The 24,338-nt window shown below is 55.2% G+C and carries 20 protein-coding genes and 1 pseudogene; 6 read left to right on the forward strand and 15 right to left on the reverse strand.

From position 1 onward, the window contains the following. Positions 1–109 precede the first annotated feature (109 nt). Together ACMHLI_RS15105 and ACMHLI_RS15110 are read left to right on the forward strand one after the other, a co-directional pair. On the forward strand, positions 110–1,300 hold the full coding sequence (locus tag ACMHLI_RS15105) for an MFS transporter (RefSeq protein ID WP_413530187.1): 1,191 nt from the start codon (positions 110–112) through the stop codon (positions 1,298–1,300). A 15-nt stretch (positions 1,301–1,315) separates the two neighbouring features. Then, the gene (locus tag ACMHLI_RS15110; protein ID WP_413530188.1) at positions 1,316–2,500 is read left to right on the forward strand and encodes an amidohydrolase; all 1,185 of its coding nucleotides are present in this window, start codon (positions 1,316–1,318) and stop codon (positions 2,498–2,500) included. A 6-nt stretch (positions 2,501–2,506) separates the two neighbouring features. Here ACMHLI_RS15110 and ACMHLI_RS15115 read toward each other — a convergent pair whose 3' ends face one another. The 9 genes from ACMHLI_RS15115 to yiaK form a co-directional block, all read right to left on the reverse strand. After that, entirely contained in the window at positions 2,507–3,376 is an 870-nt protein-coding gene (locus ACMHLI_RS15115) for a phosphoribulokinase (RefSeq protein WP_413530189.1), read from the reverse strand. 137 nt (positions 3,377–3,513) lie between these two features. Then, on the reverse strand, positions 3,514–4,215 hold the full coding sequence (araD, locus tag ACMHLI_RS15120) for an L-ribulose-5-phosphate 4-epimerase (RefSeq protein ID WP_413530190.1): 702 nt from the start codon (positions 4,213–4,215) through the stop codon (positions 3,514–3,516). After that, positions 4,209–5,069, reverse strand: coding sequence for an L-ribulose-5-phosphate 3-epimerase (locus tag ACMHLI_RS15125; protein ID WP_413530191.1), 861 nt, complete (start codon positions 5,067–5,069; stop codon positions 4,209–4,211). The genes araD and ACMHLI_RS15125 overlap by 7 nt, the downstream gene beginning before the upstream one ends. Beyond that, on the reverse strand, positions 5,066–5,725 hold the full coding sequence (gene ulaD, locus ACMHLI_RS15130) for a 3-keto-L-gulonate-6-phosphate decarboxylase UlaD (RefSeq protein WP_413530192.1): 660 nt from the start codon (positions 5,723–5,725) through the stop codon (positions 5,066–5,068). The genes ACMHLI_RS15125 and ulaD overlap by 4 nt, the downstream gene beginning before the upstream one ends. Then, positions 5,718–7,247 carry an FGGY-family carbohydrate kinase gene (locus tag ACMHLI_RS15135; RefSeq protein ID WP_413530193.1) on the reverse strand — a complete coding sequence of 510 codons (1,530 nt, stop codon included), beginning with the start codon at positions 7,245–7,247 and terminating at the stop codon, positions 5,718–5,720. The genes ulaD and ACMHLI_RS15135 overlap by 8 nt, the downstream gene beginning before the upstream one ends. 9 nt (positions 7,248–7,256) lie before the next feature. Beyond that, complete coding sequence (locus ACMHLI_RS15140; protein WP_413530194.1) at positions 7,257–8,594, reverse strand: MFS transporter; 1,338 nt, start codon at positions 8,592–8,594, stop codon at positions 7,257–7,259. Positions 8,595–8,703: 109 nt separating this feature from the next. Next, positions 8,704–9,678 carry a DUF4862 family protein gene (locus tag ACMHLI_RS15145; RefSeq protein ID WP_413530195.1) on the reverse strand — a complete coding sequence of 325 codons (975 nt, stop codon included), beginning with the start codon at positions 9,676–9,678 and terminating at the stop codon, positions 8,704–8,706. A gap of 43 nt (positions 9,679–9,721) precedes the next feature. Continuing rightward, a complete protein-coding gene (locus tag ACMHLI_RS15150) occupies positions 9,722–10,189 on the reverse strand; it encodes a YhcH/YjgK/YiaL family protein (RefSeq protein WP_413530196.1) in 468 nt (155 codons plus the stop codon). 11 nt (positions 10,190–10,200) lie between these two features. Beyond that, positions 10,201–11,199 (reverse strand): 3-dehydro-L-gulonate 2-dehydrogenase, encoded by a 999-nt coding sequence (gene yiaK / locus ACMHLI_RS15155; RefSeq protein ID WP_413530197.1) that lies wholly within the window; start codon positions 11,197–11,199, stop codon positions 10,201–10,203. Positions 11,200–11,490: 291 nt separating this feature from the next. On the opposite strand from yiaK, the gene ACMHLI_RS15160 reads away from it, so the two are divergent. After that, positions 11,491–12,297: an IclR family transcriptional regulator gene (locus tag ACMHLI_RS15160; RefSeq protein WP_413530198.1), complete on the forward strand. Its 807-nt coding sequence runs from the start codon at positions 11,491–11,493 to the stop codon at positions 12,295–12,297. A 6-nt stretch (positions 12,298–12,303) separates the two neighbouring features. Beyond that, positions 12,304–12,603, forward strand: coding sequence for a hypothetical protein (locus ACMHLI_RS15165; protein ID WP_413530199.1), 300 nt, complete (start codon positions 12,304–12,306; stop codon positions 12,601–12,603). A 275-nt stretch (positions 12,604–12,878) separates the two neighbouring features. On the opposite strand, the gene ACMHLI_RS15170 is transcribed toward ACMHLI_RS15165, so the two are convergent. The 5 genes and pseudogenes from ACMHLI_RS15170 to ACMHLI_RS15190 all read right to left on the reverse strand — a co-directional run bounded on the left by ACMHLI_RS15170 (position 12,879) and on the right by ACMHLI_RS15190 (position 20,656). Beyond that, positions 12,879–13,538: an ankyrin repeat domain-containing protein gene (locus tag ACMHLI_RS15170; protein WP_413530200.1), complete on the reverse strand. Its 660-nt coding sequence runs from the start codon at positions 13,536–13,538 to the stop codon at positions 12,879–12,881. Positions 13,539–13,621: 83 nt separating this feature from the next. Further along, complete coding sequence (locus ACMHLI_RS15175) at positions 13,622–16,699, reverse strand: RHS repeat-associated core domain-containing protein (protein ID WP_413530219.1); 3,078 nt, start codon at positions 16,697–16,699, stop codon at positions 13,622–13,624. Between the two features lie 78 nt (positions 16,700–16,777). Next, positions 16,778–17,677: pseudogene (locus ACMHLI_RS15180) on the reverse strand (DUF6531 domain-containing protein); the annotation flags it as partial. A 28-nt stretch (positions 17,678–17,705) separates the two neighbouring features. Beyond that, entirely contained in the window at positions 17,706–19,856 is a 2,151-nt protein-coding gene (tssI, locus tag ACMHLI_RS15185) for a type VI secretion system tip protein TssI/VgrG (RefSeq protein ID WP_413530201.1), read from the reverse strand. A 284-nt stretch (positions 19,857–20,140) separates the two neighbouring features. Next, positions 20,141–20,656 carry a gluconokinase gene (locus ACMHLI_RS15190; protein ID WP_413530202.1) on the reverse strand — a complete coding sequence of 172 codons (516 nt, stop codon included), beginning with the start codon at positions 20,654–20,656 and terminating at the stop codon, positions 20,141–20,143. Positions 20,657–20,902: 246 nt separating this feature from the next. Here ACMHLI_RS15190 and gntT point away from each other — a divergent pair, with 246 nt between their 5' ends. Next, positions 20,903–22,219, forward strand: a complete 1,317-nt coding sequence (gntT, locus tag ACMHLI_RS15195) for a gluconate transporter (protein ID WP_413530203.1) — start codon at positions 20,903–20,905, stop codon at positions 22,217–22,219. A 64-nt stretch (positions 22,220–22,283) separates the two neighbouring features. On the opposite strand, the gene ACMHLI_RS15200 is transcribed toward gntT, so the two are convergent. Then, entirely contained in the window at positions 22,284–22,877 is a 594-nt protein-coding gene (locus ACMHLI_RS15200) for a YhgN family NAAT transporter (protein WP_056775258.1), read from the reverse strand. Between the two features lie 215 nt (positions 22,878–23,092). Between ACMHLI_RS15200 and asd the strand changes: the two genes are divergently transcribed. Beyond that, a complete protein-coding gene (asd, locus tag ACMHLI_RS15205) occupies positions 23,093–24,196 on the forward strand; it encodes an aspartate-semialdehyde dehydrogenase (RefSeq protein ID WP_112167592.1) in 1,104 nt (367 codons plus the stop codon). Positions 24,197–24,338: the final 142 nt, after the last annotated feature.

A 24,338-nucleotide genomic window follows, 5' to 3' on the forward strand; every position in this document is an offset into this window, starting at 1 on the left:
TAAGGATAATATGTTGTTATTCAGTTGATTACGTGACGCATGTCGCATTTTATCTTTCGCCCGACAGTGAGAACCTCTGACGTGGTGATAACAAAAAGGGATATCCGCTATGAAAAGTCGTTCCCTGATGATTTTCCTGCTGTTTGTCGGTTATGTGGTGGTGTATATCGACAAAACGGTGATGGGCTTTGCGCTGCTGCCAATCGAGCGAGAATTTAATCTTCAACCGGAGCAACTGGGTTATATCACCGGGATTTTCTTCCTGGCGTATTCGCTGTTTCAAATTCCCGCAGGCTGGCTGAACGACCGCTTCGGCTATAAAAAAGTGCTGGCACTGTCGCTGTGCCTGCTGGGCGGATTTGCGTTATGTTTCGGTGTGTTAGGCTTCAGTCTCGGCCTGCTGGTGACGTTCCGCTTTCTGTCGGGTATTGGCCATTCAGGTTATCCCTCGTCGTGTGCCAAAGCGGTGGTGTCGAATTTTGCCGTGGAAAAACGAACATTTGCGCAATCTATCCTGCTCTCTTCCGCCGGGCTGGCGATGACCGCCGGACCGCTGATTGCGGTCTATGCGCTGGACAGCGTCGGCTGGCGCGGCTCGTTTTCGATCCTCGGTCTGCTGGCGTTCGCCATTGCCGCAGCGATCATTGTTTTTGTGCCGAATCCGCCGGCGGCGCAACCCCGCACCGGCGCGGTGACGGGCTATCGCGAGCTGCTGAAAAACCCGATTGTCCTGCTGCTGTTCGTCTCCATTTTTTGCATCAACATTCCTTCCTACGGGCTGATGGCCTGGCTGCCAAAATATCTGGTGCAGCAACGCGGCATGTCACTCGACGTTTCCGGCATGGTGGTCGCGACCGGCGGGCTCGGCATTTGGATTTCGTCGCTGGCGACCGGCTGGCTGGTAGGGCGATACATGCAGGTTAAAGAGCCGAAGGTGATTTTCTGCTGCGCCATGCTCAGTGCGGTGTGCATCTGGCTGGTGTATACCTCAACGTCAGCGGTGACCGCCGGTCTGTTCCTGTTCCTCGGTTACATTTTCCTGATGGCGGCGTTCGTCACTGTCTTCACCTTGCCGATGAAACGGCTGCCTTCAGAAGTCATGGGCGCGGCGATGGGGATAATTAACACCGGCGGTACGCTCGGTGGATTTGTGGCTCCGATTGCGATGGGATATCTGATCACCGTTAGTCACGGATATCTCTCAACATTTGTTTTTCTGGCGCTGGCGATGGTAGTGGCCGGTCTGGCGATCCTGCCGCTGGCGATGAAACCGCGCGCAACGCTGCATGATGCGGCTTAACTGAGGAGAAGTGTGATGACTATTCATTTCGATGCGATGCTGGCTGAGGTCAAAACGGACGTACTGCGCTGGCGCAGACATATTCATGCTCATCCTGAGCTGTCATTTCAGGAGCATAAAACGGCCGATTACATCGCTGAACAGCTGGAAAGCTTCGGTGGCCTGACCCTGACCCGCCTGACGCCCAACAGCGTGGTGGCGGATTTACAGGGCGCACATCCGGGGCCGAAATATGCCCTGCGCGCGGATATCGACGCCTTACCGATTCAGGAAGAAAATGACGAGCCGTTCTGTTCGACAGTGCCGGGCGTCATGCACGCCTGCGGCCACGATGCGCACACTGCCATGCTGCTGGGCGCGGCGAAAGTGCTGACCCAGTGTCAGTCCGCGCTGCACGGTTCGGTGCGATTTATTTTCCAGCATGCTGAAGAGCTGCCACCGGGCGGCGCGCAGGAGCTGGTGGAGTTAGGTGTGCTCGACGGCGTGGAGAAAATCTTCGGCCTGCACGTGATGCCGAATTCTCCGACCGGCGAAGTCGGCCTTAAAGAGGGCGTATTCTGCGCCTCCACCGATAATTTCGACATCACCATTACCGGCAAAGGTGGCCACGGTTCAATGCCGCATCTGTGCATCGATCCGGTGGTGATCGGGGCGGAAGTGGTGACGGCGCTGCAAAACGTGGTGGCGCGCCGCATCGATCCGCTTCAGGTGCCGGTGCTGACTATCGCAACGTTCCAGACCGGCGAAAGCTATAACGTCATTCCTGAGCGCGTGAAGCTGGCCGGAACGCTGCGCACCCATCACAGCGGCGTGCGCGAACGGGTACCGCAGCTGATGGAGCAGATTATTGCGGGAATTACGGCGGCACAGGGTGCGCAGTATGAAATCCGCTGGACGCGCGGCTACGTCAATGGCGATAACCATCCCGACGCCTGTGCGATTGCGCGGCAGGTGATTGCCAACACGCTCGGCACACAGGCGCTGCATGAAGTGACCGAACCGCTGTTTGGAGGGGAGGATTTCTCGTCTTATCAGCAAAAAGTGCCGGGATGCTTCCTGTTTATTGGCAGCGGTAACGAGAAAATCGGCGCGACTTATGGTGTGCATAACCCGCGCTTCCGCCTCGACGAAGAGGCGTTACAGATTGGCGTGAAACTGCACGTCGGTTTCATCCAGCAGTTGCTGATGAACGACGCCTGATCCCACTTACTCGATTTTTTTCCCCTCCATCAGGCGCTGCACCAGCGGCGCCATAATCAGCTCCATTGCCAGCCCCATTTTACCGCCCGGTACTACCAGCGTTTTGATGTGCGAAATAAACGAGCCCTGCAACATCGCCAGCAGATACGGGAAATCAATGTCCTCGAGACCCTGAAAGTGGATCACCACGAAGCTTTCATCCAGTGACGGAATAGCTTTAGCCGCAAACGGGTTGGAGGTATCGATGGTCGGCACGCGCTGGAAGTTGATGTGCGTGCGGGAAAACTGCGGCGTGATGTAGCTGATATAATCGTCCATCGAGCGCACGACCGAATCCATCACCGCCTCACGGGAATGACCGCGCTCGCCGGTATCACGCACCAGTTTCTGGATCCATTCGAGGTTGACGATAGGCACCACGCCCACCAGCAAATCAACCTGCGCGGCGACGTCAATTTTGTCCGCGACCACACCGCCGTGCAGCCCTTCGTAGAATAAAATGTCGGTCGGTTCAGGCAGCGCCTGCCAGGGGGTAAAGGTGCCCGGCACCTGATTATAGGGAACAGCTTCGTCATAAGTATGCAGATACTTGCGTGAGCGCCCGGTGCCGGTCTGGCCGTATTCGATGAAGCTTTTTTCCAGCAGGCCGAAGTCATTGGCTTCCGGCCCGAAATAGCTGATATGACGCCCGAGATCGCGCGCCTTGCGGATCGCCGCATCCATTTCCGGGCGGGTGAAATGATGGAAACTGTCGCCTTCCAGCTCGGCCGCGCGCAGTCCAAGTTGTTGGAATATCTTACGAAAAGCCAGGCTGGTGGTGGTGGTGCCTGCACCGCTCGAACCGGTGACTGCAATAACAGGATGTTTGGCTGACATAATGCGCTGTTCTCCATAAAGGTGATGCTGGCAGGCGTGCCGCGGTCTTTTCTGTGGTCGAAGACCTGGCGTCCACGCTGCGCATAATTAAGCCTATTGTTACCATATTTATTCGAGAAGTGACAGGCGACGACCGGTTATTTCAACTGCCCGTAATAGGCATTTTTGCCGTGTTTTCGCAGGTAATGTTTGTCCATCAGCACGGACTGCATCGGGCTGAGAGCGGGTGTCAGCTGGCGCGAGAAAATTCCCATATAGGCGCATTCCTCCAGTACCACGGCGTTGTGTACGGCGTCGGCTGCGCTTTTCCCCCACGCGAAAGGCCCGTGTGAATGCACCAGCACCGCCGGGATCTGCATGGCATCCAATTCCCGACGCGCAAAGGTTTCGATGATGACGTTGCCGGTTTCCAGTTCGTACGCGCCGTTGATTTCCGCCTCGGTCATCGGGCGGGTGCAGGGAATGTCGCCGTAGAAATAATCCGCGTGCGTGGTGCCCCATGCCGGTAAATCTAAACCTGCCTGTGACCAGATGGTCGCGTGGCGGGAATGCGTATGCACAATGCCGCCGATGCCGGGGAATTGGCGGTACAGTGCCAGATGTGTGGCGGTATCCGACGAGGGATTTTTGCTGCCTTCAACGCGATTGCCGGTGTGCAGATCCACCACCACCATATCGTCAGCGGTCATTGCGGTGTAATCGACGCCCGAGGGTTTGATCACCACCAGATCTTTTTCACGGTCGATGGCGCTGACATTGCCCCAGGTAAACGTCACCAGATGATGGGCGGGCAGCGCAAGATTGGCGGCCAGCACCTGTTGTTTCAGCTCTTCTAACATGTGAATGCTCCTTCCTGCATTTTGGCTTCGATCCACTGACGCGCTTTGATGATTTCCAGCACCGGCTCGGCGGCGTTTTCCGTCCACATTTCGATCAGGAAGGCGCCGCGATAATTCAGCGTCGCCAGCGTGCGGAAGAATCCGGTGAAATCAACGCAGCCTTCGCCGAACGGCACATCGCGGAACTGCCCTTGCGAAGTGGCGGTGACCGGATAGGTATCTTTGAGATGAATAGCCGCAATGCGATCAATGCCGAGCGCCAGCTCCGTCGCCACATCGTTGCCCCACGCGCTGAGGTTGCCGATATCCGGATAAACGCTGAACCACGGTGAATTCAGGCGGGTGTCCCACGCTTTCCATTTGGTTATCGAGTTCATAAATTCGGTATCCATGATCTCCACCGCCAGCGTCACCTGCGCGGCGGCGGCCTGTTCCACCGCCCACGCCAGCCCTTCGGCGAACCGTTCACGGGTGCCCGGATCGGACGCTTCGTAATAAACGTCGTAACCGGCTAACTGCACGGTGCGAATGCCTAAATCCCGCGCCAGTTTGATCGCCTTAAGCATGATTTCCCGCGCGCGTAGGCGAACGCTTTCCTCGTGGCTGCCGAACGGAAAACGCCGGTGGGCAGAGAGACACATCGAGGGGATCGCTACGCCAATTTCCATCATCGCTTCGACCAGCGCCACGCGCTGCGTGATGCTCCAGTCGAGGCGTGACAGGCGTTCGTCGGTTTCATCAACCGACATTTCGACAAAATCAAAGCCGCAGCTTTTCGCCAGCGCCAGCCTTTCCGGCCAGCTCAGGTGTTTTGGCAGCGCTTTTTCGTAGATGCCCAGCGGATGCTTTCTCATGCGGTCGCCCCCCAGATGGCGTTGATTTGCTGATGAAATGCCTGCGCGACCTGCGCGGGCTGTGCCGCATCGGACAGCGCACGTCCGGCGATAAACGCCTGCACGTCGATGTCGCGAAACAGTGGCAGATCGGCGGGGGTGATGCCGCCGGTCACCGACAACCGCAGACCGATATCGGACAGCTGTTTCATACGATCCAGATCTGCTTGCCCCCAGGTTTGTCCGCTGGCCTGTGCATCGCGGCCACGGTGATAAATCGCCTGACGGATCCCGGCGGCGTACCAGTCGCGGGCATCCCGCATCGTCCAGTTACCAAACAGCTCGATCTGGATTTCGCCCTGATACGTGGTGGCGACGTCGTGGGCTTTGATGACGGTGGCCAGCGGCGCGGCGCAGATGACCGTCATCCAGTTGGCACCCGCTTTGAATGCCTCCTGTGCCAGCGTTTCCCCGGCATCGGCGACTTTCAGATCCGCCACCAGAATTTTCGCCGGGCAAAGTGCCCGCAGTGTTTGCACCGCCTGTAATCCTTCGCACAGGCACAAAATGGTGCCTGCTTCGATGATATCCACATGATTTTTCAACGCTTTAGCTGTGTGCAGCGCCGCCGTCAGATCAGTGTGATCCAGCGCCAGCTGGAGAAGAGGTTTAGTCATGAGCAGGGCTTCCTTGTGGTTCCGCCGTCGCGCAGCGGGCGTGGTAAGCCCCCAGTGCGTCAATCAGGAACTGGTAACGTTGTAATTTTTTCTGATAAACCGCGTGCGCGGTGGCGTCTGGCTCCAGCCGTTTCACCTCATAACGCAGATGTTGCTGAGCCTGTGAAAACTTCGGGTAAATCCCCGCGCCGACCATCGCCGCCAGCGCAGCGCCCAGACAGCCGGTTTCTTCGATCTGCGGCAGTTCCACCGGCATGCCGCTGACGTCGGCGAGCATTTGCATCCACACGGCTGAACGCGTCGGGCCGCCGGTGACGCGCAGGGTATGTGCCCGCGGAAAGCGCTGGCGCATGCGATTGAGATGGGTCATGTGGCTGAACACCACGCCTTCGTACACCGCCTGCCACAGATGCTCACGCTGGTGCAGCGATTGCAGGCCATAGAATCCGGCGGTCATTTCCGCGCCCTGATTGCTGCCGTAAAGGAAGGGCAGGAATAAGATATCGGTGCCCGCTTTCGGCAGGGCGCCCACGGCGCGGTTGATCTCTTCAAACGGTACATCGCCCGCTTGCCGGTTCAGCCATTCGAGATTGGCGGAAGAGGTCGGGCTGGCTTCGTGGATCAGATAACCTTCGCCGCCTGCGTAACGGCCATACACGTAAGGATGATTCTCGTGCGTGGCGATTTGCGGCGAAATCCCGCTGGTCACCGCCCAGGTACCCATCACCGCGTTGAGGGTGAATTCATCCTGAAGACCGGCACACAGCGCGGTAGAGACCACGTCGAACAGGCCGCCAACCACCGGCGTTCCGGCGGCGAGCCCGGTCAACGCCGCGACGCTTTGCGTCACTGTGCCGCAGATTTGTGCTGAACCGACCACCGGTGGCAGCACCGCGCTGATTTCGCCGATGCCCAGCATCTCCGCCAGCTCCGGCGCATAGCCACCGCGCGCCATGTGATACAGATTGGATTCGGAAATGTTGGTTTCTTCGCAGCCGCGCTCGCCGGTCAGGCAATAACGCAGATAGTCGTGGGCCATCATCACCGTGCCGATTTGCTGATAGCGCTCAGGCTGATGGAGCTTTATCCAGCGCAGTAACGTCACCGGGTGCCCGGCCCACAGCGCCTGTCGGGTCAGCGGGTAAATGTGCTCGTGCAACCCGTCGCGCTGCCAGGCGTCGATCACATCTCCGGCGCGGCGGTCGGAAGACAACATGCCGCGTCCGAGCGGGTGGCCGGATTTATCCAGTAAAAACAATCCCTTGCCTTGTGCTGATATGCCGATACCTTTCACCTGCTGGCCGCTGACGTTTTGCTGGTACAGCAGCGTCGCGATGCAGCTGCTGCACGATTTCCACAGCGCAGGCATATCACGCTCCGCCCAACCGGGATGATCACTCAGCACCGGCAGAGGCTGGCGGCTGACGCCTGCCTCCTGACCCGTCCGGTCGTATAATCCCGCTTTGAGATAGGTGCCGCCGCAGTCAATGCCTAACCAGTATTCCTCTGAGGACGTTTTCATGGTGATCCCTCAGGCTGCCGACGTGCGGCCGCCGGGCAGTTTGGTAGTAGATTGCGCCGGGACGTCGCAGCGTGCAGGCAGCAGCAGTGCCATCAGCGCGGCCAGCGTCAGGGAGATCGCCAGACAGTAAACGCCCGCGTCCTTGCTGTAGAAGGTGATCAACAGGCCGACGGCGTAGGGGCCGCAAAAGCCGCCGAGATTACCGAGAGCGTTGATCACACCGCGCGCGCCACCGGCCATTTCCGCGCTGAACAGCTTGGCGGGAATCGTCCAGAACACACCGGCGGCGGATTGCAGGAAGAACCCGCAGCCGACCAGCGCCGCGTAGGACACCCAGATGTAATTTTTCAGCATCACCGAGAGGAACATGCAGGCGGCGAAACCGAGCAGCGGCAGAAAGACGAACAGTTTGCGTTTGCCTGTGCGATCCGACAGCGTTGAGAACAGCAACATTCCGGCGACCGCGCCGATGTAGGGCAGAATGGCGAGCACGCCGACCTGTCCCATCGTTGAGTGCGTCAGCTCTTTCAGGATGGTTGGCAGCCACAGGGTGTAGCCGTAAATACCGGTCTGATAGAAGAAGTTGAGGGCGATCAGTTGCCACATGGTTTTGTTGGCCAGCACCGCGCTAAGTGAGGCATTTCTGACTTCTTTCCCGGCGATGGCTTTCTGTTCGGCGGCCAGCGTAGATATCAGCCAGTTTTTCTCTTCCGGCGAGATCCATCGCGCTTCCTGTGGGCGGTCGCAGACGGTTAGCATCCACATCACCAGCACCACGGCGGAGAGCAGCCCTTCAATAATGAACAGCCAGCGCCAGTCCAGCGCACTGATGATCAGGCCGGACAGCGGGGCGGTGATGATCCCGGCGATCGGCACGAACATGATCACAATGGCGTTGGCTCTGCCGCGTTCGGCGTCCGGGAACCAGTTGCTGATCATGGTCAGCACCACCGGCAACATGCCGCCTTCCGCCACGCCCAGCGCGAAGCGCAGGAACAGCAGCTGGTACTGATTTACCACCAGACCGGTGAGAATCGAGATAATCACCCACGCCACCAGCGACCAGCCGATAAATTTCTTACCGCTGCCGTGCACCGCGATTTTCCCACCGGGCACTTGCAGGAATAAATAACCGATGAAAAATATCCCGCCTGCCAGACCAGCCATCGACGCAGTGATACCTAAATCCGCATCCATACCGCCCGGCATGGCAAAGGCGATATTTACCCTGTCCATATAAGAAATAATACAGGCGATAAGAATGGGCGGAATTATTCTCAGCCAGCGTTGTTTGGGTATTTCTTTTACTGAGGCATTGTTTTGTAGTGTGTCAGAGTATTTGTTCATCACTGATTACCTTAATCATGAGTTGCGCAGTCGTCTTACAGACGAGCGGGTTTCCCCTCAGATAAAAAGGGTGGTGTAGAAAAATAAAAGAATGACTGTTTTATGATTGTTATTTTTTATTGATCGCCATATTCATGGCCTGGATCCCATCCTGTAAAATAGCAATGCGATGATCGACGCTGGCGTCCTTATTCATTTCCAGTAATTTAATGCCGGCAAAGCTTAACGTTTCCAACGGAGCGTGGCGGAACATCTCAGCGGCAAGATCTACGGTCATCAGGCTTTCCGGGCACGCCACTTCACTACCGGTGAAAGGTGCGAAAGGCGCGTGCACATCCTGCCATTCGCCGTAAGCACCGCCGGTCGCGGTGCCGGAGAACATCAGCGCGCCGAGTGCCCCGGCCTGTTGGCAGGCTTGCAGATGTTCAAGCGGTAACGCGGTATTGCGACCTTCAATCGCAGACCGCGCCCAGTTGATGCACATTCCGACGCTTTTACCGCTCAGCGCTTTTGCCTCGCTGATGGCGGCCAGTTCGCTCTCAAGCGGCAGAAAACCTTTGCGCGCGTCGGGCTTATCCAGCGCATCGCAATGCTCGAGGATCAGCTCGCACGGCCAGTCCCAGCTGAGAATGTCCTGAAGCGACTCGGTGAAACAGTGCGTGGCGAGCTCAATATTTTGCGTCCCTGCCAGCGGCGCAGACTGCAATTCCACGGCCAGAATTCTCTTTCTGCCTGCGGCATCATTGGCGCTGCTGACTTTCTCAAAAATGTGGCGATAGAAGCTGATGCAGGCGCGACGCAGCTGCGGATCCTCCGAGGCCAACCCGAAGCCCGGCTGTGAACCGCGACGGCGCATGGTTTCCATCACGCCGGTGATCACGATGTCCCAGGCCTGCGGCAAATGTTTAAATAAATACGCGTCACCTGACGGATGTAAATCCTCCAGGCAAGGTTGTTCTATTCCGCGAATATCAGGAAGATCGGTGAGTTTCCTCCAGAATTCCGTTTCTTTATTTTCAGGGTGCTGATGAAATGAGGGCGCGCAAGGATAAGCGCCGACAATAAAGCCCGCGTGCTTTGTCATAATTAATTTCCCTAATGAAGAGTAATTCTCTTACGTGTGTTAATTAACCGAGCGAATCCACCTTAACTTTCACCACCACTTTTCGGATTTGGCTGACGTCATTATAAATACAGGCAGGACGATGAACATCCTGCGGGAAAAATATGGCGTAAGAACCGGGCTTCATAATGATTTCGGATTCATTTTCCATCTGGTGATAAAAAATAATGTCACGCTCTTCCAGCAATGACTGTGATATTTCATTGGATCCGCAATCGGCCGCCACGCCAATAATTTCTTCACCCGACGCTAAAAATTGAATATCAATATAACGGCGGTGAACTTCCGGTGGGTTTTCCGCTTTCGGTTTAGTGGTTAAATCCAAAATCTGCGCGTAAATATCTCTGCCTTCAATCTCCACAACGCCGGTTTCAAGCTGCTGAAAATTGGTCGTGCGCAAAAAATTAAGCGCCTTCTCAATAGCCGCCGGAAATGTGCAGGGATTCGGATTGCTGATATGTCCAAATATCATGTGCTATCTCCTTATAATGCCTGGATTTTCGCCCAGATACTGTCGTCTACGGTGATGCCGTTGCGACGGTTTTCGTCCAGCAGGCGTGTAAATTCATGGCCGGGCAGGCGAACCGCGACGTCCGGATTGTTGCGCTCAGCGCTGGTGACGTAATCCATGATGCGTTGTAGTTTTGCATCGCGGGTTGCGCCGTCAATCAGGCGGTCGACTTCGATCGCGATGAAAATCTGCGAGATGCCGTATTCGTCCGAGTTGTCCTCGGTGACTTCTGCAACAGACGCGCCGTCGGAGAGCAGGGTGGCGATCATGTCCAGTACGATGGATAAGCCTGATCCTTTCCAGTAGCCCATTGGCAGAATGCGACGATTTTTTTCGATCACGCCGGGTTCGCGGGTCAGTTCGCCATTGTCGTCAAAGCCGCCGTCCACCGGCAGTTCGCGCCCGGCCAGACGGTTAACCTCCAGCATGCCGTAGGAGAACATCGACATCGACATATCAACCATGGTGATCGGCGAACCAGGGATGGCGACGATCAGCGGGTTGGTGCCTATACGACACTCTTTTGCACCCCACGGCGGCATGACTGCGATGGAGTTGGTCCAGCAAATCCCGATATAGCCTTTCTCCGCCGCCTGCCAGCCGTAGCTGCCGCCGCGCATCCAGTGGTTGGCATTGCGCACCGCAATCAGCCCGATGCCGTGATCGGACGCCAGCGAAATGGCGCGATCCATCATTTTTTTGGCGGTCAGATTGCCTATCGACCTTTGGGCATCCCACTGTTCGATAGCCCCCAGTGACAGGATCTTTTTCGCGACCGCATCCGGGTGAATATCGCCTTGATCCAGCTGCTGAATAAAACGCGGGAAGCGGTTTACGCCGTGGGAATAAACGCCGGATTCGGTAGTTTGCGCGAACATTGTGGCGCATTCAGCGGCCATTTCGGGTTTCACGCGTCGGGCTAACAGCACCCGTTCGAACTCCGTTTTCAGCTCATCAAAACTCAGTTTCATGCCTTTCTCCGCAACAGTTGTTAAATTTTTTGAGTGTTTTTAGATCTCTATATTTCACTATGTGGAATCTGATTTCAAAAATCTACTCTTGTGTTGTTTATAAAACAATCCATACGGTGATTTTAAAAACGCTTTTAAATCATCAATATAAAAAGCAGATCTCAGGATCGTGACGGAAGGCACGTTTTCAGGTGGGCAAAAAGCCAGGGAGGGAACAGGAGTTACTTCGCGCGTGGAAGGACTTTGCGCTACCATCGTTGAAGCATCGGCATAACAGGAAGTCATCGGGTAATGAAAGACATAGAGAATGAGCAAGCAAAGGATAAACCGGCGGGAAGTCAGAGTTTGTTTCGCGGGCTGCAACTGATCGAGATCCTCAGCAATTACCCGAACGGGTGCCCGCTGGCGCACCTTTCCGAACTGGCAGAGCTGAACAAAAGTACAGTTCACCGGCTACTTCAGGGGTTGCAATCCTGCGGATATGTCACTGCCGCACCTGCGGCGGGCAGCTATCGTTTAACCACCAAGTTTATTTCCGTCGGACAGAAATCCCTGTCTTCGCTCAATATCATCCACGTCGCCGCGCCGCATCTGGAAGCGCTGAACCTCGCGACCGGCGAGACGGTGAATTTTTCCAGCCGGGAAGACGATCACGCTATCCTGATTTATAAACTGGAACCGACCACCGGCATGTTGCGCACCCGCGCCTACATCGGCCAGCATATGCCGCTGCATTGTTCGGCAATGGGCAAAATCTACATGGCCTACGGACACCCGGATTACGTGCCCGCATATTGGGAAAGCCACCGCGAGCAAATCCAGCCGCTGACCCGCAACACGATTGTTGACCTCAAACACATGAATCAGGAGCTGGCGCGGATCCGCGAACAGGGTCTGGCGATGGACCGCGAAGAGAACGAACTCGGGGTCTCCTGCCTGGCGGTGCCGGTGTTTGATATCCACAACCGCGTCACCTACGCCGTCTCGATTTCCCTCTCAACCGCCAAACTCGGCGTGATTGGCGAAGACGCGTTACTGAAACCTCTGAAAGACACCGCCGTGGCGATCTCGGGAGAATTGGGGTTGAAGGTGGGGTGAGGGGGGATGGCAATCGAAGTGAGTGATTCTTTAATTTTGATATTCATTGCCACCTATATTTCTAAGGCAAAAAAAATAATTATGGTCTTTAGAATGAATATAAAATTAAGTATTTCTCTTGGTGTTCCTGATACATCAGTGTCTAATGCTGTTATTACAGAGGCTCGGTATTCTCTTAACATAGGTTTGGGCGGGGGAACGGTGCTATTGCCTTGCTCAGTTCTTACGGATAAGCTCCATTTTCAGCCATCCATTGGTCAGGTGAAGCTTTTTAATTGGTTCCCGCACCGATATCTATGCCATTAAATACACTTAACCCCAATGGATCTATTCCCTGCATCGGGTTTAACGGATAACGATAAACATCCCATCCACCTCTCAAACCAATCGAATCCTGAGTAATATACCGCCCTTGCATTCTTATTGGTTGGTGCAGTTTGTATGGGTTGTAGATGTCTGGCACGTTACCCCACGGGTCAATCACGGCGTCCCATTCCACCTTGCCAGTTTGGAGTTTTTCCAAATAGTTACAGGGGGGATATAATCGAAACTGCATCACCCTCTGACATCATTTGATATTATCATTTACAAGAAAAACTCAATTCAGAGTGATTTAAAGCATAATCACAACAACCTTCGATTAATGGAATTATTTCAGTTCGTTGATGTGCTATAGCGATCTTGCAGGCCGCGTCTTTCTTTTTTCCGGATGCTGTTAATGAAGGGTCTGCTCCTTTTTTTAGCAAGAAATTTACAAAATTAGTGTTGTTCTTCCAAATCGCAATCAACAAAGCAGTACTGTTTGGTTGTATATTCCTAACTGCATTAACATTTGCGCCGCGTGAAATTAAGAGTTTTGCTATTTCCTGATGCTCTTTAGTTCCATAATAGGCGGCTATCATAAGTGGTGTACCTTTATAATCATTTGAAATTTTATTGACATCCGCCTTCGCGACATCCATAAGGAAATACACTCCGTCGACATTCGCACTCGCTACAGCGACATCTAAGGCATTATTTTTGTCAAGCATCATCACTTCTTTGCATTGTTTAACATAGTCCGACTTGCATTGATTGTTTTTTAAACACCCTTCACAATAATACCATCTTGACTTTAGCCCACCAATTGTTGCGGGTGATGATGCTAAGGGGCTTATATAAAAATTTCTTTCACCATCGTCACAAGCAACAACTGCTAGTGCCAGAAAGAGTAGTAATCTAAAATTTATTATTGGAAGCATAATAGCACCACTAATTATTAAAATAAGTGTGTGTCAATACTATATGATGAATTTTTTGACTGAAAATTATAGCTATTCCCAATCTATTTATTGGATGCCGAATATTTTTGTGCTGCTGCATATGCTGGTCCTCCTTTTTTTTCTACCGCAAATTGATATATACCTGCCATAACATGGCAGCTATTGAGAAGATCTTCTGTATTAGATATATTCTTTAGCGCTTTGTCGCATGCTAATACGATATTATTTCCTAATTCAATGTCGCATGCGTTTTTATTCTTATTCAAAGCACCATAACAGGCATCATGGATAGCGCAAGCTTCCGTAAAATCAGCCCCATACATACCATCCGGCACTAATCTATCAGTACTCGCATCTCCGCAGCCTGCACCCCAGGGCCTACCATCTGGTCTCAATGAGATTTTTGTTTTCTCTTCCCCTTTTCCTTCCCCATCTTTTCCTAAAAGACCCAGTGGGTCTAAAAGTAACAATGGATTCAATGGATAAGTATAAACATTCCACCCACCCATCAACCCGATCGGGTCCTGAGTAATATACCGCCCCTGCGTCGGGTCATAATAACGATGGCGGTTATAGTGCAGACCTGACTCTTCGTCCCAGTGCTGACCCTGCATTCTGATTGGCTGGCGCAGTTTGTATGGGTTGTAGATGTCTGGCGCGTTACCCCACGGGTCAATCACGGCGTCCCATTCCACCTTGCCGTCTTTCTGGTTTATCAGCCCGATTGGCGTGCCCAGATGGTCGCAGTGGTAGAGATGCAGTTTCAGCGCGTCGCCCTCCGGCAGCGGGGCGAGCCACACCGCCAGGTTTTCGGCCTTCAGGCCGACGGCGTCCAGCCACTGCCGGTTTTCCTCCCTGATGTGGTTATTGCGGATGTCTTTCTCGATTTCATTGAGGCGTAGATGCAGTTCGGTCGGGAACGAACTGCCGTTTTCTTCCTCGAGCTTTTCCGCCAGCGAACGGTGACTGTCCTCTACTCGCGCGTGCTCGGCGCGCAGCAGCGGGACGAAGCTGTTCGGGTGATAAACCGTATGTAGCTGGGTGTCGCGGTTTTCGGTCAGCACCAGCCGGTCGCCGTGCCAGCCATACCAGGTGTTTTGCGTCTCGGGCTGCCCGGTCTGCGGGCTGAGTGTAGTGACGTTCTTACCGACCCTTCGCCCTAGCGGGTCATAAATGTAGCGCGCCAGCGTCTGCGTTTGGCCGCCTTCCTCGATGGCAAAACGCGTCAGCCGGTGCGCCTGATCGTAGGCGTAGGTGTAAACCGCCTCGCGGTCTTTCGCCACCGGCACCCAGCCCGAGTGGTAGCCCCGTTTTTCAGTGAGGTTGCCGAACCTGTCATATTCATAAAGGTACCGCTCGTCGCGCTGGACGCGGTTGCTGTACCAGGTTTGCAACTGCTCTTTGGTCGGATGGTAGTGGTCGTGATAGGTGAAGTGGCGGTTGCCTGCGGGGTCGGTAAGTGTCACGAGAAATCCGCTGGGCGTGCTGACGTTCTTCAGACGTCCTGCTTCGTTGTAGGCGTAAAAGTGGCCACCGTTGCCGGTGGTCATGTCGGTCATCCGCCCGGCGTCGTTGTAGTGATACTCGCGGATCAGGTTCGGGTGGCGGACGTCAGGCGTGCGCTGCGTGGTGAGCTGGCCTGTGTTCGAATAGACGCTTTCGGTCTGCCACTTATCGGTGAACTGGCGCAGGGTTTCGCGGTGCAGCCTGTCGCGGCCGATGTCCAGCACCACGTCGTCGCCGAGCTTCACGCCGAGCAGGTGGCCGGGGCCGTAGGTCTCCCAGCGTATTTCCGGCAGGCCGTCGTAGCGCACCACTGACTCAAAGCCGCGCGCGTCGAACCCGCGCACCGTCGTGTGCTGCCACAGCAGGTCGCCGCAGGCGCCGTGAACCATTTGTCGCTCGCCGTTCACCCGGTCGTTAGCATCGTACTGATAGCGGACGCTCACCAGATGGCCCTCGCTGCGGTGGCCGATTTCCCGTACGCGGCCGGATTCGTCGTAGCGCCACAGCGTATCGTCGTGGCCGTCGGCCAGCTCCGGCCGCTGCTGGCGAATAAGCCTGCCCTCGTCATCGTAGTGCCAGTGGGTCACCAGCCCGGCATCGTCGCTGTACACCAGTTGCCCCATGACGTTGTACTGATAGCTCTGCGTGCGGCCGTCGAAGCCGATTTCCTGCGTCAGGCGGTCCATGACGTCGTAGCTGAAGTGGGTGTCGACGCCGTTTTCATTGACGAGGCGAATGAGTCGCCCGGCGCTGTCGAACTCCGTCTTGCGGGTCAGGCCGCCCTCGGTCTGCGAGGTCGGATTGCCGCGTTCGTCATACGTCTGGATACTCTGGCTGCCGTCTGGGCGGGTGATTGTGAGGACGTCTCCGGCCTCGCTGTACTGCCAGCGGGTTTTGCGACCGGCGCTGTCCTCCTGTGAAATACGCCGCCCGCGCGCGTCGTACTCAAATCGGGTGCTCATGCCTTCCTCAAACAGGATGTTCAGCGGCTGGCCGTCGCGGTTGTAGTGATACGCGGTTTTATAGCCGGAGCAGTCGGTGAATGACGTCAGCAGCCCGGCCTCGTTCCACTCAAGCAGCTGACGCCCGCCAGCTGGGTCTTCGGTAGCAGAGGGCTGTGCACTTTTACCGTCGGCGTAGTGATAGCGGCGGGTCTGGCGCATGGCGTCGGTTTCCGCCGTCAGGCGGCCAAGGGCGTCGTACTCTTTGTCAGAACGACGCCCGTCCGGCAGCGTGCTGCAAACCCGCTGGCCCTGCGCGTTATCGCTGTACCGGCTGCGCTTTTCGCCGCCGGGGTGGAGGATGGCAGTCAGCGCGCCGCTGGCCGGGTTGAGGTGATATTCCGTGGTGCGGCCCAGCGCGTCGGTTTGCGACGTCAGCCAGCCGCGGTTGTTAAAGGTGCTGCGCGTTGAGCTGCCGTCGGCCTCTTCGAGCCTGACCACCCGCCGCAGGCTCTTTTCGCCCTCGAAGGAATACACGCGGCTTCGGCCGAGATTGTCGGTGACGCGCGTCTGATGATTACTGTACTCAAACTGATAGCTCAGCCCGCCAGGATTGATCTGCGAAACAACTTTGCCGGACGCGTCGTAAACGTAGCGGGTTGCCGGACGCCCTGCGTACTGGTGTGAAATCATCAGGCCGGTGCCGCTCAGCTCTGAATGCCAATCGAAGTGGCGGACGGCAACGCCCGCGCGGTCATACACGGTTTTAAGCTCGCCGCGCGGGGTGTAGTCATACCGGGCTAAGGGTTTGGTAGGCAGGTCCGGAAAGAGCGCGTCTTTCGCCAGCCAGGTGGCTGAAAGCCGGACGCCGCTGTCAGCGCCCCAGCCGGCGTTCAGCGCGGGCTTGAAGTCCGGCAGCGCTATCAGCTCAAGGCGAAAGTGCCGCCCGACGCTGTCGGTAATAGCGGTGATGCATCCTGCAAACTCGCCTTCAGCGTCGCGATGATAGCGGAGCGCATTGCCAAAGCGGTCGGTGATGCCAAACAGCGCGCGCGAAGAAGGCAGCGGGCGTGGCAGCACGTCTGCGGCGGTCTCCGGCAGCTGAACGCAGCCTAAAATCCACCACGGGCCGGTGGCGTCGTTGGCGACAAAGTAATAATGCGGGCTGTTCCGCAGTTCTTCAGGCAGCGCCTGCCAGAGGTTGCTGAGCGGATGGCCATCGTGCTGCTTATCCTGACCGCCGCGCGCCAGCCAGAGTTTTTCGCTGTGGCTGAATGCAACGCTGCCGGGGGGCAGCAAATGAAAGTGGATGCTGCGCCCGCCATTGTCGTTGAGGATAAGTGCGTCAGCGCGAATTTGCAGGCGAATGTCCGTCGCCGCCGACCAGCCGGGGCCGAATAATCCGACCGGCGCGGGGGTGTCGGTTTTGTAGCTGCTGTAGCTGCGGATGAGGAGAAAGGGCAGCGGCGCGGGCAGCGCGATGTCGGTTTCGCCGGGCAGGACTTTCGCGCCGAGTAAAGGATTAACGGGGCTGCCTTCCACAATGCCGCCGGGGCAGACCTAGCAGGCCACGCCGGTGGGCGCGCCAATCATCACGCCAGCGGAGCCCTGAACAATCGGGCCGCCTTTCATTGTGTTATCAAACTGCCTGGCGGCAGGAAATCCGGTCATGTGTCAAATCCTTTTAAGCAGTAAAATCCTAGACGAATGGAGGCGTTGAGCTGCCTGTCGGCATGCTACCGCTGCTGTCTGAAGGGGCTTCTGGTGGCGCTTTTGACAGACCGCAGTTGATGTTGATGAGTGCGGAATCGCTGTTGACCCTCAGGACGCCCTGCATATGCAGCTGAGTGCCGGAGAGGAAGATGCTGCCATCTTTGGTGAGCACGATTTTGGCGCTGCCACAGCCCAGTTCCAGATGATCGCCGGCGGTATAGAGCGCGACGTTGCCTGCACTTTCGGTTTTACGCTCACCGACGTTCACCGACATGTTTTGCCCGACCGTAATCCCGTATTTTTTTCCAACCAGCAGGGTTTTGGCGATGCCGATTTGCGAGTCCTGGGTGATCGCCACCGTGGTGTTCATGATCCCCCCAACGCTTATCTGATAGGCCATCCCAACGGACAAGGCGCTCATGACGCCCACGGATTCTTTCTTATAGATGCCGATGGTTTCGGACTGGTTCTGACCAATGCTCACCACCTGACTGGCGTTGATGGTTTCAATCTGACTGGCACCGACGTTCTGTACCTGATTCTTCGCAATGGTGATGGCCTGATTGCCGCCCACGGTTTCCGCATGATTTGCCACCACGTCAGTCATCAGGTTGTTTAGCACTTTGGTCTTCATGTCTTTTTGCGCGTGCATGGACAAGAGTTCCTGGCCGGTCGCGTCTTCAAACATCAGCTCGTTGTAGCCGCTGCCTTTGTAGGTTTGGGAGCGGATAGCCATCTGCGTCTTCGTTTTCGGCAGGCTGCCCGGCGAACGGTTACTGGCGTGATAGGTACGGCCGGTGATGATTGGCTGGTCGGGGTCGCCGTTGAGGAAATCAACGATCACTTCCTGTCCGACGCGCGGCACGGCAATGTTGCCAAAACCGGTCCCAGCCCACGCCTGCGAGACACGGATCCAACAGGAGCTGCCGTGGTCGGCTTTGTTGTAGCGGTCCCACGCAAACTTCACTCGTACCCGGCCGTGCTGGTCACAGAAAATCTCTTCTCCTGGCGGACCGGTGACGATGGCAATTTGCGGTCCGTCAATACGGGGTTTGGGATGCGGCACCGGCCGCCACGTTTGCGTGGAGGGGATCACTTCGAACGTCGTCATCAGCGTCGTTCCCTGGCCTTCGTTATCCCTCTGCGCCTGCGGCTGCTCGCCGTGCATCTCGGTTGAAACTACCTGCCAGTTGGCATTCAGGACTTCGCGGGGATGGTCGGTGAGGGCAAAACAGATGCCCGGGTAGAGCTGTGGCGTATTGCTGGTGCCCACCACGACGTCAACGTTGTTACGCCAGCCCTCCATCTGATATTTAGCAAAGTCTGCGCCGTGCTTTTCGTCCTTAAACCGGCCCGGATAATCAAACATGTCGTATACCGTATGCTGATACTGGATCTTCGACGGCGTTTCCTGATACTGCGCCGCCCAGTTGGGCGCGGTGAAGGTGTAGTCCTGCGTAATCACTTTTGACGGGCGAATTTGTGCGCTGCGGCGGAAATTGTTGATGCAGTAGGTCTCCGCTTCGGAGGCGGCGTTCGGGTTATACGGCAGCCGGCCAATCCCGGTTAAGGCGGAACAGTTGTCGGCAAAGATAAGCTTCTGGTTATTTGCCTTCAGGAACTCTTCTTCGTAAAAGAAAATCCCTTCTTCAGCGAGGAGCCGCGAAATGAAATCGTAATCACTTTCCATAAACTGAACGCAAAATTCACGACGCGTGTGGCCAGCGCGAAACAAGGTGTCGTATTTGACGATCCCCATTTCTTTCATCAGCGGGGAAAGAATGCCAACGATATCCTGATTCTGGAAACTGCGGCAGTTGCGGCGGTGGGTGCTGCGCCAGAAGTATGGGCGGAGGGTCATGTGGTAGAGCGTCTGATGCTTACCGGTATCGCCCTGTTCACAGAACGTCACGATGCCGCGCACCTGTCGCTTGATTTCTTCCCCCTGCCAGATGACGAGCGTCGCTACTTCATCCAGCACTTTTTCAAAGCCAATGGCCGGATCACTGCTGGCGAGTAATACATTCAGGGTAAAGAGTTCGGAGTAGGACTGAGAAAGATGAAAACTGACCACCGCAAAGGTGTCATCAGGCGTGCTGCCTGCTTTAAATGTAAAGCGCGTTCCATTAACCGCCATCGCGTTATTCCTTTAACTGTCAGGAAATGATTAATCAGAAAGTGGTTTTACTGTCGATCCATAACTAAAGTAAATACTGTAAAATCAATGCGATAAATAGAGTCATGGAAAGGTAAACCTGATGAAAGGGATTAACTGAGAAGGAGATCACAAAGAATTAAGTGTTAAGCAGGAATTAAATATCGGGAGATGAGGAGGGGGAAGGTGATTTTTAAAGCATAAAAAATCCGTAATCTAATTAAAGAATTACGGATTTTCATAAAAACCGTCGCAGAAAGCGAAAACTACCCCTTAACCGTCTTCAGAGCTGCTACGCAGCGATCGACCACGCCGTCGAACTTATGATCGATATTGACGCGTAAGACATCAGGTTCGTCTTCACCCGGTTCTTCGAGTGCCTCGAACTGGCTTCTCAGTAAATCGGTCGGCATGAAGTGCCCGGCGCGTGCTTTCAGGCGATCGGCGATCACGTCAAAACTGCCTTTCATGTAGATGAACACCATGCCTTCGTTGTCTTTACGCAGCGCGTCACGGTAGCGGCGTTTCAGGGCAGAACAGACAATGACGCCAGTTTCGTTTTTATGGCGCAGGCTGTAGGCCGCATCGTTTAAACGTAACAACCAGGGTGCACGATCGTCGTCGTTCAGTGGCGTGCCGCTGGCCATCTTTTGAATATTGGCGCGGGGATGAAGATCATCACCGTCGATGAATTTCGCGTTGATTTCACGGGCCAGTGCCGCGCCGACGGTGGATTTACCGCTGCCTGACACGCCCATCAGAATGATGCTTTGTCCTGCCATAAGTATGATCTCTATCCCAAAATGAAAATTTTGACTGTGTAGTGAGTCCTAATATTAGCATGTTACCGGTATCATGATACCGGTAACAAATGGAGATGTGACTAATATCACAAAGGAATGCACTGCTGTTTTAGCGGTCGCGGTCTGTACCCGTTGCACTGTTAATTCCTACAACATGTTGAAAATTAAAAACAATGCGTCGCTCATTGGATTACTGCACCAGAGCGACAGCATGAGGGGAAGAATATGCCACTAATTATTGTAGCGGTGGGCGTCGCACTGCTCTTATTACTGATGATTCGGTTCAAGCTCAACGGCTTTATCGCACTGATTCTGGTCGCGCTGGCGGTGGGTATCATGCAAGGCATGCCGGTCGATAAAGTCATTACCTCCATTAAAAATGGGGTCGGCGGTACGTTAGGTAGTCTGGCGCTGATCATGGGCTTTGGGGCCATGCTCGGTAAAATGCTGGCCGACTGCGGGGGTGCACAACGGATTGCCACCACACTTATCGAGAAGTTTGGTCGTGAACACATTCAGTGGGCGATCGTGCTGACCGGTTTTATCGTCGGTTTTGCGCTGTTCTACGAAGTGGGCTTCGTTCTCATGCTGCCGCTGGTGTTTACCGTAGCAGCAGCTGCACGACTGCCGCTGCTGTATGTCGGCGTACCGATGGCGGCCGCGTTATCCGTCACCCACGGTTTCCTGCCCCCGCATCCGGGGCCGACGGCGATTGCAACGATCTTCCACGCGGATATGGGCAAAACGCTGTTGTACGGTTCGCTGCTGGCGGTGCCGACGGTGATTCTGGCCGGGCCGGTGTATGCGCGTTTCCTGAAAGGGATCGACAAACCGGTGCCGGAAGGCCTGTTCAATCCGAAAACCTTTACTGAAGCCGAAATGCCAAGCTTTGGCGTCAGCGTCGCGACGTCTCTGGTGCCGGTCATTCTGATGGCGTTCCGCGCCGTCTGCGAAATGATCCTGCCGAAGGGCCATCCCGTGCTGGCATACGCTGAATTCTTCGGCGACCCGGTGATGGCAACGCTGATTGCAGTGCTCATCGCTATCTTCACCTTCGGCCTCAACCGTGGACGTAAGATGGAAGACGTGATGGCGACGGTCAGCGATTCCATCAAAATCATTGCAATGATGCTGCTGATTATCGGCGGTGGCGGTGCGTTCAAACAGGTGCTGGTCGACAGTGGAATCGAGAAATATATCGCCGCAATGATGGACGGCAGTACCTTGTCGCCAATCCTGCTGGCGTGGTCCATCGCTGCGGTTCTGCGTATTGCGCTGGGTTCTGCCACGGTGGCAGCGATTACGGCAGGCGGTATCGCCGCGCCTTTGATCGCGACTACTGGTGTCAGCCCTGAGCTGATGGTGATCGCCGTCGGTTCTGGCAGCGTGATTTTCTCGCACGTCAACGATCCGGGCTTCTGGTTGTTCAAGGAATATTTCAACCTGAGCATCGTCGAAACCTTCAAATCCTGGTCCGTGCTGGAAACCATTATTTCCCTCTGCGGCCTCGGCGGATGTTTGTTGCTGTCGATGGTAGTGTGACGGGAAAACGACAGTAATAAAAAAGGCGAGCCAACCGGTTCGCCTTTTTCGTTTCTGACATCTGCTAAATTTTCAAATACGCCCTGATCCCGTCGAGGAACATTTGGGTCGACAGCATGACCAGAATCAGGCCCATCAGGCGTTCGAGGGCGCTGACGCCTTTGTCGCCGAGCAGACGCAGAAACAGGTTCGACAGCAGCAGGATCGCCATCGACAGGCCCCAGGCGATAAACAATGCCAGCGTCAGGTGGCTCATCTGATTCGGATACTGGTGTGACAGCAGCATCAGCGTGGCGAGAATCGACGGACCGGCAACCAGCGGGATGGCCATCGGCACGAGAAAAGGTTCTTCACCGGCGGACAAACCCGTGCTGCTTTTTTCTTCGGACGGGAAAATCATTTTGATGGCAATCAGAAACAGAATGATGCCGCCGGAAATCGAGACGGTCTCAGTGCGCAGATTCAGGAACGACAGGATTTTTTCCCCAGCGAACAGGAAGATCAGCATCAGCAGCAGGGCAATCAGCATTTCGCGGATCAGCACCACGCGACGGCGTTTCGGGTCGAGATGTTTTAATACCGACATGAAAATCGGTAAATTGCCCAGCGGATCCATAATTAAAAACAGCAAGATGGTTGCTGAAATCATTTCGGTCATGACTACCTCAGAATGATAAAACGCCTGTTATAAGTTGTGCTGCTATTAAACGCTGCACTATTGATTAAATTCACTTGCCACTTCTGGAACATTTTGTAAGGTGGTAGACCAGCGCGGAAACAGAGCATGGCGCATCATAAAAAGGCGCCAACTTAGTGCAAACGCGTGTTCAAGCAGTTTTACACAGCTATCACCCTCAGGGCAGGACAGTCATTATGAAAAATGTAGGTTTCGTTGGTTGGCGCGGGATGGTCGGTTCTGTACTCATGCAACGCATGATTGAAGAACGCGATTTCGACGCTATCCGTCCGGTATTCTTCTCCACCTCTCAGCATGGTCAGGCCGCTCCGGACTTTACGGGGCAGACTGGCACCTTACAGGATGCTTATGATCTGGACGCATTGAGTGCGCTGGACATTATCATCACCTGCCAGGGCGGCGATTATACCAATGAAATCTATCCGAAGCTGCGTGAAATCGGTTGGTCAGGCTACTGGATCGACGCAGCATCTTCTCTGAGAATGAAGGATGACGCGATAATCATCCTCGACCCGGTTAACAGCGCAGTGATCCATCAGGGCATCGATAAAGGTATCAAAACCTTTGTTGGCGGTAACTGTACCGTCAGCCTGATGCTGATGTCTCTCGGTGGCCTGTTCGCTAACGACCTGATCGAGTGGGCGTCGGTTGCGACTTATCAGGCGGCTTCCGGCGGCGGCGCGCGTCACATGCGCGAGCTGCTGACTCAAATGGGCATGCTGCACAACAGCGTGGCGAAGGAGCTGGAAAATCCGGCGTCGGCCATCCTGGATATCGAACGTAAAGTCACCGCGCTGACCCGCAGTGGTACGTTGCCAACCGATAACTTCGGCGTGCCGCTGGCAGGTGGTCTGATCCCGTGGATCGACAAGCAGCTCGATAACGGCCAGACCAAAGAAGAGTGGAAAGGTCAGGCGGAAACCAACAAAATTCTCGGTACCTCAAGCATCATTCCGGTAGACGGTCTGTGTGTGCGTATCGGCGCGTTGCGCTGTCATAGCCAGGCGTTCACCCTGAAACTGAAAAAAGACGTGTCGATCCCTGAAATTGAACAAATGCTGGCGACGCACAACGACTGGGTTCGCGTGATCCCGAACGACCGTGAACTGTCGATGCGCGAACTGACGCCGGCCGCAGTGACCGGCACTATGAACACGCCGGTTGGGCGTCTGCGTAAGCTAAATATGGGCCCGCAATATCTGTCTGCGTTCACCGTCGGTGACCAGCTGCTGTGGGGCGCAGCAGAGCCTTTACGCCGTATGTTGCGTATTCTTCTCTAACCCGCCTGTTTACGGACAACGGCGCCGTTTTCAGCTCAACGGGACACCAGCACGGTGTCCCGTTTTTGTTTCTGTCATCAATCACTTTACCGTTTATCTGCATTTTGCCAGCGCATCTCTCTGTATTTCATTTTGAGATAAA

The sequence above is a fragment of the Rahnella inusitata genome (assembly GCF_965118895.1).
Lineage (GTDB): Bacteria > Pseudomonadota > Gammaproteobacteria > Enterobacterales > Enterobacteriaceae > Rahnella > Rahnella inusitata_A.

Excerpts from the sequence above, each read along its gene's own strand:
- araD (WP_413530190.1), bottom strand. The coding sequence starts at position 4,215 with ATGTTAGAAGAGCTGAAACAACAGGTGCTGGCCGCCAATCTTGCGCTG.
- ACMHLI_RS15150 (WP_413530196.1), bottom strand. The coding sequence starts at position 10,189 with ATGATATTTGGACATATCAGCAATCCGAATCCCTGCACATTTCCGGCG.
- ACMHLI_RS15140 (WP_413530194.1), bottom strand. The coding sequence starts at position 8,594 with ATGAACAAATACTCTGACACACTACAAAACAATGCCTCAGTAAAAGAA.
- ACMHLI_RS15190 (WP_413530202.1), bottom strand. The coding sequence starts at position 20,656 with ATGGCAGGACAAAGCATCATTCTGATGGGCGTGTCAGGCAGCGGTAAA.
- ACMHLI_RS15125 (WP_413530191.1), bottom strand. The coding sequence starts at position 5,069 with ATGAGAAAGCATCCGCTGGGCATCTACGAAAAAGCGCTGCCAAAACAC.
- ulaD (WP_413530192.1), bottom strand. The coding sequence starts at position 5,725 with ATGACTAAACCTCTTCTCCAGCTGGCGCTGGATCACACTGATCTGACG.
- ACMHLI_RS15200 (WP_056775258.1), bottom strand. The coding sequence starts at position 22,877 with ATGACCGAAATGATTTCAGCAACCATCTTGCTGTTTTTAATTATGGAT.
- ACMHLI_RS15110 (WP_413530188.1), top strand. The coding sequence starts at position 1,316 with ATGACTATTCATTTCGATGCGATGCTGGCTGAGGTCAAAACGGACGTA.
- ACMHLI_RS15170 (WP_413530200.1), bottom strand. The coding sequence starts at position 13,538 with ATGCTTCCAATAATAAATTTTAGATTACTACTCTTTCTGGCACTAGCA.
- tssI (WP_413530201.1), bottom strand. The coding sequence starts at position 19,856 with ATGGCGGTTAATGGAACGCGCTTTACATTTAAAGCAGGCAGCACGCCT.
- ACMHLI_RS15135 (WP_413530193.1), bottom strand. The coding sequence starts at position 7,247 with ATGAAAACGTCCTCAGAGGAATACTGGTTAGGCATTGACTGCGGCGGC.
- ACMHLI_RS15145 (WP_413530195.1), bottom strand. The coding sequence starts at position 9,678 with ATGACAAAGCACGCGGGCTTTATTGTCGGCGCTTATCCTTGCGCGCCC.
- asd (WP_112167592.1), top strand. The coding sequence starts at position 23,093 with ATGAAAAATGTAGGTTTCGTTGGTTGGCGCGGGATGGTCGGTTCTGTA.
- ACMHLI_RS15160 (WP_413530198.1), top strand. The coding sequence starts at position 11,491 with ATGAAAGACATAGAGAATGAGCAAGCAAAGGATAAACCGGCGGGAAGT.
- ACMHLI_RS15165 (WP_413530199.1), top strand. The coding sequence starts at position 12,304 with ATGGCAATCGAAGTGAGTGATTCTTTAATTTTGATATTCATTGCCACC.
- ACMHLI_RS15115 (WP_413530189.1), bottom strand. The coding sequence starts at position 3,376 with ATGTCAGCCAAACATCCTGTTATTGCAGTCACCGGTTCGAGCGGTGCA.
- ACMHLI_RS15105 (WP_413530187.1), top strand. The coding sequence starts at position 110 with ATGAAAAGTCGTTCCCTGATGATTTTCCTGCTGTTTGTCGGTTATGTG.
- yiaK (WP_413530197.1), bottom strand. The coding sequence starts at position 11,199 with ATGAAACTGAGTTTTGATGAGCTGAAAACGGAGTTCGAACGGGTGCTG.
- gntT (WP_413530203.1), top strand. The coding sequence starts at position 20,903 with ATGCCACTAATTATTGTAGCGGTGGGCGTCGCACTGCTCTTATTACTG.
- ACMHLI_RS15175 (WP_413530219.1), bottom strand. The coding sequence starts at position 16,699 with ATGATTTCACACCAGTACGCAGGGCGTCCGGCAACCCGCTACGTTTAC.